Genomic DNA, 12,342 nt, shown 5'->3' on the forward strand with positions numbered 1-12,342 from the left:
ACATGAGCACAGTGCAGTCGATTCCCGAACAGCCCGAGGTCGAGTTCTGGTTTGATCCCATTTGTCCCTGGTGCTGGATGACCAGCCGGTGGGCCAGCGAAGTCGCTGCAGTGCGTGGCTTCGAGATCACCTGGCACCCGCTGAGCCTCGCGATCCTGAACGAAGACAACGAGCCGAATGAGCACTCAGCGCACATGCTGGGTGGGCACCGGCTCGGGCGTGTGGTGGAGGCTGCGCGCGTGGCGCATGGCCAGGAGGTCGTCGGCAAGCTGTACACGGCATTCGGAACCCGGATCCACCCCGGTCAGCGCAGCGACTTCGACGGGATCCTCGCCGAGGCGCTCGCAGAGCTGGGGCTCCCCGCTGAGCTCGCGGCTGCGGCTGATGATGAGGCGCTGGACGCACCGCTGCGCGCGAACACGAACCACGCCATGGAGATCGCCGGGCCGGATGTTGGGGTGCCGATCATCTCGGTGAATGGCGTTGCCTTCTTCGGGCCGGTGGTCACTCCAGCGCCGACGGGGAGACCGCGCTGCGGCTGTGGGACGGGATCGTTGCTGCGGCCAGCGTGCCTGGCTTCTACGAACTCAAGCGCGGTCGGACGGCAGGGCCGCAGTTCTAGCCGTCGTCCCAGCGCAGGAGACAGCACCCTCGGCCAAGCCGGGGGTGCTGTTTTGCGTGCGGGTGTCCGGCGCGGGCCTGTTCGGGCTGTTCGGGCTGAACGGTGACACCACTCGCCGTGGCTCACGCAGGAGATCCGAGTTCGCGCAGGAAATCCGAGTTCGCGCAGGAAGAATTCGGGGATTCTTTCCTGCACGAACTCGGATTTCCTGCGTGAGTTCGGCTCCCCGCACCTCGGTGAGCGGCGCCGTGCACCCGGGCAGCCCCGTCAGAGCGCCAAAGTGCAGCTGAAATCACCTCAAACTTGCGCTGGTGTCAAAGTGGTGTCACCATGGTGTCATGGACTTGACGCCGCACATTGCTGCTCTGCAGCACCAGTTTCTGCTCTCGGCCGCGGCAAGCGGGGAAGAAGCCCAGGCACTCGCCGAGCGCCTGCTCCCGCCGCTCGAGGCCGCGACGCGCTTGACCATGCTCGATGCGCTGAGTGAGGCGAGCGAGGAGATCACCACTGAGCTTGCCCCCGATCCGTCGATGCGCGGCTGCGCGGCCGCGATATCGAGTTCGTCGTGGTGGCGCCGTCGGATCTGGGCGGTGGTTCGGCCACCGCGGACCACTCAGACGTCGGCCCGAGCGCCCACGCAGGGCCAACAGAGCCAGCGGTCGCTGCCGACTCTGCCGATACCGCGGACGCTACAGCGGTCCGCACCACGCTCCGGATCCCGGAGTCGCTGAAAGCGCAGGCCGAATTGGCTGCCGCCGCCGCAGGCATCTCGCTCAACACCTGGCTCCTCCGCAGTATTGCGACCGCGCTCCAGCCGATCCCCGCCCCACCGCGGTCCGAGTCCAAACCGGGCCGCAACCACTTCTCTGGCTGGGTCAGCTAGCCAAGACCCCGCTCAGCACCGCCCAAGCGGCCCCCAGGCACACGGCCGCCAGTCCCACGGCCCCACGCACTTCGAACACAAGGAACTCAACATGCACATCTTCGCCACCCCAGAACCCATCGAAGCCATCGTCGACCTGTCGGTCGGGTCGCTCACCGTGCGTGCGAGCGACCGTTCGGATACCCGCGTCGAGGTGCGCCCGTCGAAACCCGGACTCCCGGGGAGCGTGCGGCTCGCTGAGCAGACGACAGTCGAGTTCACTGCCGGGGTGTTGCGCATCGTTGCTCCCAAAACGCGCAGCCTGCTTTCTTGGTTCGGTGCCTTCGACTCGGTGCACGTGACCCTTGAGCTGCCAACTGGATCCAGGCTCGTCGGTGACTCTGGATTCGGAGCGTGCGTGGTGGACGGAATTTTGGGGGAGTGTGAATACCGCTCGGGTGCCGGCGGAATCACTATTGACACCGTGGGGTCTGCACGACTGCGCACCGGCAGCGGATCGATCAGCGTGGCACGGGTGGCGCTCGAACTCACGGCGAGTTCGGGGGCGGGGTCGATCCGGCTCGGTGAGGCCCGTGGGCCTGCCACGTTGAAGAGCTCCAGTGGACGGATCGAAGTCGGGACTGCCTTCGATGCGTTGACCCTGACGACGGGGTCCGGTCGGATCCAGATCGGTGCCGCGCTCAGCGACGTGAGAGCGAAAACGGCGAGCGGGAGGATCACCGTTGATGAACTCGTGCGCGGCGACGTGAGTCTGCGCAGTGCGGCAGGCAGGATCGAATTCGGGATCCGTGAGGGATCCGCTGCCTGGCTTGATGTGCACTCGAACGCTGGCAAGATCCGCAACACTCTTCGCTCCGAGGGCGCTCCCGTGCCAGGGCAAGACGTCGTGCGCCTGGCTGCCCGAACGGGTGCGGGAGACATCGTCGTGCGGCGCCCCGAGCGTGCGATGTCTGCCACACAGTGAGCGCTCGCGAATGATCTCTTGCGCCAGCACGCGTCTCCCGACCGTGCGAGGCGTTCCCACAGCAACGCGAGGGCGCCGGGTGATCCTGGCTGAGGCCCGGGCTGGCTTGTGGGCGCAACGCTCCGGGACGGGTCGTGAACCGCGCTCGGGTCTGCTCGCATAGGATTGGTATATGCGCATCCACGTAGCCACGGACCACGCCGGACTCGACTTCAGCCAGCAGCTGCAAGAGCATCTGCGTTCCCTCGGACACGAGGTCATCGACCACGGCCCTGCCGAGTACGATGCTCTCGACGACTACCCCTCGTTCTGCATCAATGCGGCACTGGGCGTGGCGCGCGACGAGCGGGATGGCACGGCGGCGCTCGGAGTTGTTTTTGGGGGCTCGGGCAATGGCGAGCAGATGGCCGCAAATAAAGTGGCCGGTATCCGAGCCGCGCTCGTATGGAATGACTCCACCGCGACGCTTGCACGCGAGCACAACAACGCGAACGTGATCTCGATTGGCGCACGACAGCATCCTGTTGAGGACGCGATCCGCTTTATTGAGCTGTTTATCCAGACGCCGTTCCCCGGCGATGAGCGCCACGTGCGTCGGATCTCACAGCTTGGTGAGTACGAGCGAACCGGCGCCATCGCGGGCAAGCACGTCGACCAGCTGAGCTAACTGTGCCTGAGGGGCATTCCGTACACCGCATCGCGAGGCAGTTTGCGGTGAACTTCGTTGGCACCGAGCCTGCGGTTTCGAGCCCGCAGGGCCGCTTCGCTCAGGGCGCTGCAGTGCTAAGCGGCCGTGAAATGGTGGACGCGCGCGCGGTCGGCAAGCAAATGCTCTTGGAGTTCGCCGGCGACCAGTGGTTGCGCGTGCACCTGGGCATTTACGGCGCATGGGATTTCGCCGGCGATGTGCGAATCGACCCGTCGATTCAGATTCATGGACAGACACCGGGCCACTCAAAGCTGGGTCAGACCGGGGAAAATGCCGGCCCTGGCAGCGGGTCCGTGATGGACCGCGACGGCGAAGATTCAGTGACTTCCATTGGTGCGCCGAGGCGTGCACGCGTGCGCATGGCGGAGTCTGACAAAGCGGTGGATACCGATGGCCAGTTCCCGCCGGATCCGGTTGGCCAAGTGCGGGTTCGGCTGCTGAATGAGCGTGTGTGTGCCGACCTGCGCGGGCCGACCGCCTGCGAGGTGCTGACGCCTGCTGAGGTGGATGCTGTGATCCAGCGACTTGGCCCGGATCCCGCGAACGCGAACACCCCGGCTGAGCGCGCCCGGTTTGTTGCGCGGGCGGGGAAGAAGAAGACCCCAATCGGGCTGGTGCTGATGGATCAGTCCGTGGTCGCTGGCATCGGCAACGTGTATCGAGCTGAGATGCTGTTCCGTGCTGGACTCAACCCGCATACGCCAGCACATACGCTCGACCGCACCGTGCTTGAAGCGCTGTGGGACGACTGGGCTGAGCTGCTCGAAATCGGCATCACCGTTGGCCAGATGATCACGATCGACGGTCTGGAGGGGGAGGCGTATGAGCGCGCCCTCGTTGAGCGAGACGAGCGCCACTGGGTATACAAACTCGAGGGCACCCCATGTAAGCGGTGTGGCACCAATATCGTGCTTGAGGAGTTTGGGGCACGCAAGCTCTACTGGTGTCCCAGCTGCCAGTCCTAGCGCATCATCGTCGCCCTCGCTGTCACGAGGTGAGTGGGAGCGCAAGCGTGACTTCGCTACCGCTGCACGGGACCGTTCATGCGCACGACGGGTGCACGGGTCTTTCCTCGTGACTGAGGGGGTGTGAGCCAGACCCGGGATCGAGCGGGCGTGAGTCCGGCTCGGGATCGAGTGGAGGAAGCGGGTTCACGCGGCCCCCGCCTGCTAGCCGACGGAGGCGAGCGCGAACGGGAGCACCGTGTCGGCGCCAGCGAGCCGAAGCTCGCGGGCAGCCACGGTCATGGTCCAGCGACTGTCGATCAGGTCGTCAATGAGGAGGATCGGGCCCGCTGTCTGCGAGACCACGGACGCGAGCTCGGAGGAGACGTTGAAACGGCCCCACACCGAGGCAAGCCGGAACGCGCTATTGCCTCCAGGGCCAGGTGCCGGATATGAGTGGTCGACATCGAGTGTGCCCAGGAGCGGCAGCCTCCCGCGGGCGGCGATCATTTCCGCGGTGCTCGATACGAGCTGTGGGTGGCTCAGCGAAGGCATCGCGACAATTCCCACCGGACGCGCCTCCCACGGCCAATCCCGCAGCGTAGCGAGGACAGCCGGGATCAAGGCCTCGGGGAGGGGACGATCTTGGGCGCCTGCAGCGAAGAGTTCCCGGAGTTGACCGCCCCAGCCGAGGTCGGTGAGGCGAGCAATGACCCGGCCGGTCTCCGGGCGTTCGCCAGGCGCAATCTTGCCGCGCACTGTGATTCCGCGCCGGTCGGCGCCGGTGGGCCACTGTCCGCGCGGTTCACTGGGAACGCCAGAACGCTCAAGGCGGCTCGACGCTTGCGCCGCAGCGAACTCAGGCACGGCGGTGGGGAACCACTTCCCGGCACAGACATCGCAGCGGCCACAGGGGGCGGCGCTTGCGTCGTCGAGATCGCGTTGGAGCAGTTCCATGCGACAGCTCTCACCGCGCTCGTAGGTCATCATTGCGGCCTGCTCAGCATCGCGCGCGGCTGCGATCCTGCGGTATCGTTCCGCGTCGTACGTCCAAGGCGCGCCGGTGGCTACCCATCCGCCTGACACACGGCTCACGGCGCCATCGACGTCGAGCACCTTGAGGAGGAGCTCCAGCTGTGTACGCTTCAGATCGACCCGAGCCTCGAGCGCCGGTGTCGACAATGGGGGACCGTCTGGGCTGCCGAGCGCCTCCAGTACCGCTGCCGCTCGCTCGGGGTCGGGCATAGACGCCGTCGCAAAGTAGTGCCAGATCGCCGCGTCCTCTGCGCCCGGGAGGAGGAGCACGTCCGCGTTGGCTGAACCTCGGCCTGCGCGACCTACCTGCTGGTAGTACGCAACAGGGGAAGACGGTGCACCGAGGTGCACGACGAAGCCGAGATCCGGCTTGTCGAATCCCATGCCGAGCGCACTCGTGGCGACAAGGGTCTTGACCTCATTCCGTTTCAGCGCTGTCTCGAGTCGCTCGCGCTCCTCAGGATCCGTGCGCCCCGTGTACGCCGCCGCTTCGTACCCAGCCTCCCGCAGCAGCGCAGCGGTGTCCTCGGCCGCGGAGACCGTGAGGGTGTAGACGATGCCGCTTCCCGGGAGGTCGCGCAGATGCGCGACGAGCCAGGCCAGGCGCGCCTGTGCGGACGGAAGCGACAGCGAACCGAGTCTGAGCGAGTCGCGCGCGAGCGAGCCGCGCAGGGTGAGCACGTCGTGTCCGAGCTGATCCACTACGTCGGCGACCACGCGGGCGTTCGCCGTCGCTGTCGTGGCGAGGACAGGCACGTCGCGTTCCAGGCTGGAGAGGAGCGCGGCGATGCGCCGATAGTCCGGCCGGAAGTCGTGCCCCCAGTCCGAAATGCAGTGGGCCTCATCAATCACTAGGAGCCCCATACGAGCCAGGATGCCGGGGAGCTGATGCTCCCTGAAGCGTGGGTTGTTCAGCCGCTCAGGTGAGACGAGGAGCACGTCGACCTCGTCGCGGGCGAGTTGTCCCTCGATCTCGGCCCACTCCTCGGCTGTCGCCGAGTTAATCGCCGCGGCTCGCACTCCAGCGCGCTCCGCAGCTGACACCTGATCGCGCATGAGTGCGAGCAGTGGGGAGACGAGCAGAGTGGGGCCTGCGCCGCGGGCGCGCAGCAGCGCGGTCGCGACGAAATAGACGGCAGACTTGCCCCAGCCGGTGCGTTGCACGACAAGTGCGCGGCGTCCCTCATCAACGAGCGCGCTGATCGCCTCGAACTGGCCGGGGTGGAACTCGGCCTCCGGTGCGCCAGTGAGCTGGCGCAGTACGGTAAGTGACTGCGCCAGGGTGGACTGCTCGGGATTCGCCATGTCTCCGATGATGGCAGCAACCACTGACACGAGGGGGGACCGCGCCGCGCTGGCCAGGAACCGTAGCCAGGAACACCACACCGGACGGCAGCAGACCGCGGCACCCGAACACCCCATCGCGACACACAAACACCTCACACCGCAATATCGGTCATGCGCTCCCGCCGCGCTCCCGCCAGACTGGAACTATGACGAACCCGGAGCCTGATCGCCTGCGCGAGTTGCTCGACGCAGTGCTCGATGAGCGGCACCAGTCCCTCGACGCCATGGCCGGGGCCGCACACACCACCCGATTCCACTTCGCCCGCACAGTGTCAGCCCGCGCGGGCGAGAGTCCGGTTGCGATGCGCCGCAGAGTGATGCTCGAACGAGCGGCCTGGCAACTGCGTGCAGGCACCCCGGTGATCGAAGCGGCAGTCGCTGCCGGCTACGAATCAGCAGAAGGCTTTAGCCGCGCCTTCGCCCGCGCGTTCGGCCATCCGCCCAGCGTGGCCGCGGCGGCACACTGGCTGCCCAGCCCGAACGGAGTCCATTTCCACCCGCCGACCTCATTGTGGGTGCACGAACAGGAGGTGCAAGTGAATCCGCTGGTCGAACAGCTCATTCGGCATGATGTGGACGACACGGCGGAACTCATCGCCTTCGCCGCCACACTGGATCCGGCCGAGCTCGTCCGAGTCACACGCCCCGGCCAGATCGTACTCGACGGTGCCGGCGAAGAGGGGAGCATTGCCGATGTGCTCGCGAATCTCGTGTACGCGCGGCTTGTGTGGCTCGCCGCGTTCGAGGGCACCGTGATCCCAGAAGAGCCGGAGCGCGATCTCGCTGTGCTCGCGCCGCTGAACGCTGCGGTTTCTGCGCGCTGGCTTGCCTGTGTGCGCGATATCGAGCGCCGGGGCGCTTGGGGCGATCGGTTCGTGGACGTGCTCTGCGAGCCACCGGAGAGCTTTGTGGTGAGCAGCGTCGTCGCGCATGTCCTCACCTATTCCGCGCACCGGCGCGAACTCGCGCGCGGCATGCTCGTGGCGCACGGTCTCGCGCGCAATAGCGGGGATCCGATCCTCTGGTTGCGACAGCAACGCGGTGAGGGCTGACCCGGCGCCGCCTCACTCATGCTCCGAGTCGCGGCCCAGATCCTTCGCGGCCCAGATCCTTCGCCGCCCAGATCCATTGCGAGCACGATTCCGGTGCGGGCACGGATCCGGCATCGGCCTGGCTCGGGATCACGCCGCATATCCACGCCACACCCACCCCACCGCCACGCAGGAGGCATATATGTCCAAAGTTATCTACTACGTTGCCGCCACGATCGACGGCTATATTGCGGATCCGTCCGACTCGCTCGACTGGCTGATGCGCCACGAGCTCGAGCCCGGCGGCACAAACGACTACGAGTCGTTCCTCGGCACAGTCGGCGCAATCGTGATGGGAGCGACCACCTATGAGTGGGTGCTGACACACGGCCCCTGGGGATACGAGCTTCCAGCGTGGGTCATGACCCACCGTGAGCTGCCGCTACCCCAAGAAACGGCGACAGGAGCTGCTGCAGATATTCGGTTCTCCCAGGCCGAGATTCGACAGGTGCACCAGGAAATGCTGGTCGCCGCGAAGGGGAAAGACCTCTGGGTTGTTGGCGGCGGCGATCTCGCCGGCCAGTTCGCGGACGCGGGGCTGCTCGATGAGATTCTGCTGTCTACGGCGCCGGTCACGCTCGGTGCGGGGCGGCCAGTGCTCCCGCGCAGGCTCGACCTTGAGCTGTTGGAGACGGCCCGCAACGGCGCCTTCGCTGCTGCGAGATACCGAGTGCTCGGGCAGCTGCAGGAGGATCGAAGCGCGGGTTAGTAGCCGAACATCCTGGCGAACAGCGCAAGCCCGAGGAACGGGGAGAGCGCGAATACGAGTGCGTTGATCACGACAATCGCGGCTCCGGCGGCGAGAGCCACGCCAGCTGCGCTCCCGGAAACTCCCAGGGACCATGCCGTAATCTTCTCGCGCGTGGTCATCGGAGGAGCATCTTCTGCCTGCAACGCCGACAGGTCGAACGTCGTGGCCTCAGTGCGTTCGGCTGACCCCTGGATTCCAAGTACGTCGTTCATGCTTCCACCCTAGGCCCGGGACCGGCTGCGGTCCAGCATCCCCGTGCAGCGCGTCGCGCGGAAGATGTGTCATAATTGATCCTTGTGCCACGGTGCGGCACTGCCGCGAGGGTCCGCACACACCGGGACACCTATTTCTTCACTAGTTTTTTACATCCGCGTTCCGACTTGCGGCGGGCGCAGAGAGAGATCATCATGCAGAAGCTCGACCTCGTCGATGCCCCGTCGCTCAAGAGCGACATTCCCGACTTCCGCCCCGGCGACACCGTCAAGGTGCACGTCAACATCATCGAGGGCAATCGCTCGCGTGTTCAGGTGTTCCAGGGTGTTGTGATCTCCCGCCACGGTGAGGGCGTCCGCGAGACGTTCACCGTTCGCAAGATCAGCTTCCAGGTGGGCGTGGAGCGTAAGTTCCCCGTACACGCACCGACGATCGACAAGATCGAGGTCGTCACCCGCGGCGATGTTCGCCGCGCGAAGCTCTACTACCTGCGCGCCCTCACCGGCAAGAAGGCGAAGATCAAGGAGAAGCGCGACGCGTAAGCTTCGCACTGACCCGCGGGCGCTCGTTTCGACACGCCTGTAACACTTTCAGGCTCCCACCCCTCAGGGTGTGGGAGCCTGAAGTGTCTGACTCAGCAATTTGAGGGCGACCGCGTGCACGCGAGCCGTCCACACACGAAGGAGCGCACATGAGCGACGCTGAAACCGCGACCGGCGGCCGCACCCGCAGGGGCGGAGTGGTGGGCTTCCTCCGCGATCTGCTCGTCATCCTTGTGGTGGCGTTCCTCGTCTCGTTCCTGTTGAAAACCTTTCTGGTGCGTAGCTTCTACATCCCGTCGCAGTCGATGGAGCAGACGCTGAAGATCAACGATCGAATCCTCGTGAATCAGCTCGTTCCGGATCTCATCGACGTGCAGCGCGGCGATGTCGTGGTGTTCAAAGATCCGGGGGGCTGGCTGTATCCGCGCGCTGAGACTGCGCCCACCGGGTTCGAGAAGGTGCTGCAGGCAGTCGGTCTTGCCGCTGACACCAGCGATGACTACGTGGTGAAGCGTGTCATCGGGATTGGTGGCGACCGCGTGCAGTGCTGCGACGCTGAGGGGCGCGTCATGGTAAACGGGGTGCCGCTGAACGAACCGTACATCGTGATCCCGCCCGGTGAGACGAAAGCCTCGGCGATTGACTTTGATGTGACCGTGCCGAAGGATTCGGTGTGGGTCATGGGTGATAACCGCTACCAGAGCAAGGACTCGCGCTACAACCAGGATCAGCCGGGCAAGGGTTTTGTTCCCGACTCTGAGATCGTGGGCCGCGCCTTTGTGCTGAACTGGCCGCTGAACCACTTCACCTGGCTTGGCACGCCCGAGGGGACGTTCACGGGGGTCGAGCAGGCTCGCAGTGAGTAGTGAGCACGTGCTCTCGAAAGACCCGACCCTCGACGTCGAAGCGGCGTACTTTGCCGCAGGGGCGGAACTCGTGATCGGCGTTGACGAGGTGGGCCGCGGCGCGATCGCGGGCCCCGTTGCCGTTGGCGCGTACGCGGTACTCGCAGGCACACAGGAGTTTCCTGTGGGGCTGCGCGACTCAAAACTGCTGAGTGAGAAGCGCCGCGACGCGCTGTACCCGCTCGTGCGAGAGTGGGGCACCGGTGCCGTTGGATTTGCCAGTGCGGAGGAGATTGACGCGCACGGGATCACGGCGATGCTCGCCGCTGCCGCCCGCCGCGCGCTGCTCTCGCTGCATCACGCAGGCGTGCCCGTTGAGCGCGCCGTCATCATCCTTGACGGATCGCACGATTGGCTCTCCCCTGTATTGAAGCACCCGCTCGACGTCCGTACCAGAGTGGGGGCGGATCGCGCGTGCGCGAGCGTCGCGGCTGCCTCGGTGCTCGCGAAGGTGGAGCGCGATCTGCTGATGCGCGACGCCCATGAGGAGCACCCGGACTATGCCTGGGCCTCGAACAAGGGGTATGGTGCGAAGGCGCACTACGAGGGCATCGCGTCGGCCGGCCTGACTGAGCTGCATCGCACCTCCTGGATCAAGTTGCCTGTCACGGCTCAGGACTAAGCTGAGGAGGTGACCACTCGCATGACCGCTCGCACGATTTCGCCCGAAGCTCCGATCGGAGTATTCGACTCCGGCGTTGGTGGGCTGACAGTAGCGCGTGCGATTCGAGACCAGCTCCCGGGCGAGTCAATGATCTATGTGGGCGATACCGCGCGCACGCCGTATGGCCCTCGCCCAATCGCCGAGGTGCGTCGCTTCGCGCTGGAGATCCTGGATGATCTCGTGGAGCAGGGGGTGAAGATGCTGGTGATTGCGTGCAACACCGCTTCTGCTGCCGTGCTGCGCGACGCGCGCGAACGCTACGCCGTCCCGGTGATTGAGGTGATCGGGCCCACCGTGCGCAGCGCAGCGGCGATCACCCGCAATGGCCGGGTTGGGCTGATCGGGACGCAGGGCACCATCCAGTCTCGCGTGTACGACGACTTCTTCGCGATGCGGCCGGAGATCACGCTGACGGCAGCGGCGTGCCCTCGTTTTGTTGAACTTGTCGAGGCTGGTGAGACCAGCGGCCCGGAAGTACATCGTGTTGCCGCTGAGTATCTCGCGCCGCTGGTCGCCGAACACATTGACACGCTCGTGCTCGGATGCACGCACTATCCGTTCCTACGCGGAGCATTGCGACAAGTGGTTGGCCCTGATGTTGCGCTTGTTTCGAGTGATATCGAGACTGCGAATGAGGTGTTCCAGACCCTGACAGAGCTGGGCCTGCTTCGACCTGCGAGCGCCGGTGAGCCGATGCTGCGCTATGAGGCGACGGGAGCTGACACCGATGCCTTCGTGGATCTTGCACGTCGCATGCTCGGAATCGGGATCGAGGCCGTCGACCGCGTGCAGACAGGCACGATTCAACTCCCGCACGAACTGTAGCGGCCCTCTGTGCGGCTGGTCGTGACGCGACTACGCTGGAACCGGAGACGGGCCGCCTCCCGCAACTTTTCCTCTCACTTCACTCGAGAAAGGCCCACACCGATATGAGCGAGAACACCCGAGTCGACGGTCGCACTCCGGCGCAGATGCGCCCAGTGACGATCGAACGCGGTTGGAGCGCACAGGCAGAGGGCAGCGCCCTGATCTCCTTTGGGGCCACGAAAGTGCTGTGCACCGCATCATTCACACCAGGCGTCCCGCGCTGGCTCGCTGGGAAAGGGACCGGCTGGGTCACCGCTGAGTACTCCATGCTGCCCCGCTCGACAAACGAGCGCATGCAGCGTGAGTCTGTACGCGGCAAGATCGGAGGCCGCACGCACGAGATCTCTCGCCTGATTGGCCGGAGCCTGCGCGCGATCATTGACACGAAAGCGCTCGGCGAGAACACGATCGTGATTGACTGCGACGTGCTGCAGGCCGATGGCGGCACACGCACCGCCTCGATTACTGGTGCCTATGTCGCGCTCGCTGAGGCGATCGAGTGGGCGCGTGCGAACGGGCACGTGTCGAAGAACGCGAAGCCGCTCACCGATTCTGTTGCAGCGGTGTCGGTCGGCATCGTGGGTGAGATTGCGATGAGTGATCTCGCTTACGTCGAGGATTCACGGGCTGGCACCGATATGAACGTTGTGGTGACCGGATCCGGCGACTTCGTCGAGGTCCAGGGGACGGCCGAAGGTGCGCCGTTTACTCGCGCTGAATTGAATACGCTGCTCGACCTTGCAGTCGACAGCACTGCTGAGCTCGCCGAGTTGCAGCGCACCATCCTCGCGGAGGGAAGCTAATT

13 protein-coding genes and 1 pseudogene are annotated in these 12,342 nt (G+C 65.5%); 12 read left to right on the top strand and 2 right to left on the bottom strand.

Annotated features, from left to right (window positions below; all coding sequences use genetic code 11):
* Window positions 1-2 precede the first annotated feature (2 nt).
* From K1X41_RS00110 to K1X41_RS00130, 5 genes and pseudogenes are all read left to right on the top strand, one after another.
* Window positions 3-622, top strand: a pseudogene (locus K1X41_RS00110) (mycothiol-dependent nitroreductase Rv2466c family protein).
* Window positions 623-1,187: 565 nt separating this feature from the next.
* Window positions 1,188-1,505: a toxin-antitoxin system HicB family antitoxin gene (locus K1X41_RS00115; protein ID WP_220175025.1), complete on the top strand. Its 318-nt coding sequence runs from the start codon at window positions 1,188-1,190 to the stop codon at window positions 1,503-1,505.
* A gap of 91 nt (window positions 1,506-1,596) precedes the next feature.
* Window positions 1,597-2,469, top strand: a complete 873-nt coding sequence (locus K1X41_RS00120; protein WP_133617498.1) for a DUF4097 family beta strand repeat-containing protein — start codon at window positions 1,597-1,599, stop codon at window positions 2,467-2,469.
* A 172-nt stretch (window positions 2,470-2,641) separates the two neighbouring features.
* The gene (locus K1X41_RS00125) at window positions 2,642-3,136 is read left to right on the top strand and encodes a ribose-5-phosphate isomerase (protein WP_220175026.1); all 495 of its coding nucleotides are present in this window, start codon (window positions 2,642-2,644) and stop codon (window positions 3,134-3,136) included.
* 2 nt (window positions 3,137-3,138) lie between these two features.
* Complete coding sequence (locus tag K1X41_RS00130) at window positions 3,139-4,143, top strand: Fpg/Nei family DNA glycosylase (protein ID WP_220175027.1); 1,005 nt, start codon at window positions 3,139-3,141, stop codon at window positions 4,141-4,143.
* 204 nt (window positions 4,144-4,347) lie between these two features.
* Here K1X41_RS00130 and K1X41_RS00135 read toward each other — a convergent pair whose 3' ends face one another.
* Entirely contained in the window at window positions 4,348-6,462 is a 2,115-nt protein-coding gene (locus K1X41_RS00135; RefSeq protein ID WP_220175028.1) for a RecQ family ATP-dependent DNA helicase, read from the bottom strand.
* A 188-nt stretch (window positions 6,463-6,650) separates the two neighbouring features.
* On the opposite strand from K1X41_RS00135, the gene K1X41_RS00140 reads away from it, so the two are divergent.
* Together K1X41_RS00140 and K1X41_RS00145 are read left to right on the top strand one after the other, a co-directional pair.
* Window positions 6,651-7,556, top strand: coding sequence for a helix-turn-helix domain-containing protein (locus K1X41_RS00140; protein WP_220175029.1), 906 nt, complete (start codon window positions 6,651-6,653; stop codon window positions 7,554-7,556).
* Window positions 7,557-7,737: 181 nt separating this feature from the next.
* The gene (locus tag K1X41_RS00145; RefSeq protein WP_133617494.1) at window positions 7,738-8,304 is read left to right on the top strand and encodes a dihydrofolate reductase family protein; all 567 of its coding nucleotides are present in this window, start codon (window positions 7,738-7,740) and stop codon (window positions 8,302-8,304) included.
* Here the strand turns inward: K1X41_RS00145 and K1X41_RS00150 are convergent.
* On the bottom strand, window positions 8,301-8,558 hold the full coding sequence (locus K1X41_RS00150; protein WP_220175030.1) for a hypothetical protein: 258 nt from the start codon (window positions 8,556-8,558) through the stop codon (window positions 8,301-8,303). The two genes, K1X41_RS00145 and K1X41_RS00150, sit on opposite strands and share 4 nt — an antisense overlap.
* 195 nt (window positions 8,559-8,753) lie before the next feature.
* Between K1X41_RS00150 and rplS the strand changes: the two genes are divergently transcribed.
* The 5 genes from rplS to rph all read left to right on the top strand — a co-directional run bounded on the left by rplS (window position 8,754) and on the right by rph (window position 12,340).
* On the top strand, window positions 8,754-9,101 hold the full coding sequence (rplS, locus tag K1X41_RS00155; RefSeq protein ID WP_132202884.1) for a 50S ribosomal protein L19: 348 nt from the start codon (window positions 8,754-8,756) through the stop codon (window positions 9,099-9,101).
* 149 nt (window positions 9,102-9,250) lie between these two features.
* A complete protein-coding gene (lepB, locus tag K1X41_RS00160) occupies window positions 9,251-9,967 on the top strand; it encodes a signal peptidase I (RefSeq protein ID WP_132202886.1) in 717 nt (238 codons plus the stop codon).
* The gene (locus K1X41_RS00165; protein WP_258566586.1) at window positions 9,960-10,628 is read left to right on the top strand and encodes a ribonuclease HII; all 669 of its coding nucleotides are present in this window, start codon (window positions 9,960-9,962) and stop codon (window positions 10,626-10,628) included. The genes lepB and K1X41_RS00165 overlap by 8 nt, the downstream gene beginning before the upstream one ends.
* 21 nt (window positions 10,629-10,649) lie before the next feature.
* Window positions 10,650-11,495, top strand: coding sequence for a glutamate racemase (gene murI / locus K1X41_RS00170; protein ID WP_133617492.1), 846 nt, complete (start codon window positions 10,650-10,652; stop codon window positions 11,493-11,495).
* Between the two features lie 104 nt (window positions 11,496-11,599).
* Window positions 11,600-12,340, top strand: a complete 741-nt coding sequence (gene rph, locus K1X41_RS00175; protein ID WP_132202890.1) for a ribonuclease PH — start codon at window positions 11,600-11,602, stop codon at window positions 12,338-12,340.
* Window positions 12,341-12,342: the final 2 nt, after the last annotated feature.

This window comes from Leucobacter luti, from assembly GCF_019464495.1.
Classification (GTDB): Bacteria; Actinomycetota; Actinomycetes; order Actinomycetales; family Microbacteriaceae; genus Leucobacter; species Leucobacter luti_A.